The 1209-nt window shown below is 34.2% G+C and carries 2 protein-coding genes; both read right to left on the reverse strand.

Annotated features, from left to right (window positions below):
- Positions 1 to 68 precede the first annotated feature (68 nt).
- A complete protein-coding gene (locus tag G327_RS0123650) occupies positions 69 to 329 on the reverse strand; it encodes a DUF6602 domain-containing protein (protein WP_157601302.1) in 261 nt (86 codons plus the stop codon).
- A gap of 111 nt (positions 330 to 440) precedes the next feature.
- Entirely contained in the window at positions 441 to 1094 is a 654-nt protein-coding gene (locus tag G327_RS0123655; RefSeq protein WP_019617282.1) for a hypothetical protein, read from the reverse strand.
- Positions 1095 to 1209 lie beyond the last annotated feature (115 nt).

Raw genomic sequence — 1209 nt, forward strand, 5'->3', positions numbered from 1 at the left:
AAGATGATTATTATTCTAAATTCGATGGTGAGAGATGGTGTCATGTGGGATCCTAAAATGAATACTAATTAGGATTTGACACCATAGTCACTTGTATGGTATATAACTGCATCAATTTGATCTGAAAGGCATTGATAGGTATCTATAACTTTTCCAGTACCTACTTTAAAGCTATGTGTTAAAAAAGGCTCAATACAGTCTTTTAATGCTAGCTCCCTCAAATCTCCTTCCAATCCTGGATGATCAATATCTTTGGCCATATCATCAGCAGCTTTCTTTGCGGCTGTAATCTTATTCAAGATATGTCGATAGTATCTACTTTCTTCCACGTGCTCTCCAATAGGCATAACGCCCGCTTAAGCGGACGGAAATAGTTGGCTAAAATTGTGAGGAACGAACGATAGCCAACTGTTGACGTTCCGTTTAAAGCGCTTGTATATTTATTTTTGAGCAATCTCAATATTTTTAATTGAGGATACAGGGTAAATTAATAAACTATTATTTTCTTTATTTAGAATGGCGCAATGGCTAGCTGAGCATTTTAAAACAACACCTTTAAATTTTGAGTTATTTACAGATATAGTTACTGCCTCTGTATCTTCTTTGGCTTTATTTAAACTTTTTCTAGCTGATTCCGTCGCCTGTTCACTTGAAAAATTATTTATAGAATGGAGACTAGCCCACACAAAAAGTAGCACTAAGAAAAAGCTAAAAATGGATAATGATAATTTGATTAATTTCTTCAAGAATGGAGGTTTTTCAATTAAATGCTGATTCTTTTTATTAACAAATAGTATTGTTGCAACTTTTCTTACCAGTTTGAACTCTGATGCTTGTCCAATCAAATGTAAACACATGAAAATGCAAAAAGTAATAATAACAGCTGGAATAACAGTAAAAAAACCGCCTATAAATATCATGTAATAACCAGTTATTAACATTTCATTGAATGAAATATTGAACAAGTCATGGGGCAAAGCAAGTTCTGTTAAATAACTACCGTGATATGCATACCCAGCTAGATATAAAACCCCAGTAAAAATTGCAATTAGAAATGTAACATTGAAGATTTCTTTAAAGATTTTATCAGTCATATTAACTCTACAATTGGAATATCGTGGTAGAGTGATCTGTTACCAGACCGACCCCACACAGATCCGGACGTGCGGAACTACCGCATCCGGCTCTTCAGTTATATATTCGCTCGTG

This window comes from Psychromonas ossibalaenae ATCC BAA-1528, from assembly GCF_000381745.1.
In the GTDB taxonomy this organism is placed as follows: domain Bacteria; phylum Pseudomonadota; class Gammaproteobacteria; order Enterobacterales; family Psychromonadaceae; genus Psychromonas; species Psychromonas ossibalaenae.

Coding starts and splice junctions, on each gene's coding strand:
- G327_RS0123655 (WP_019617282.1), bottom strand. CDS start 1,094: ATGACTGATAAAATCTTTAAAGAAATCTTCAATGTTACATTTCTAATT.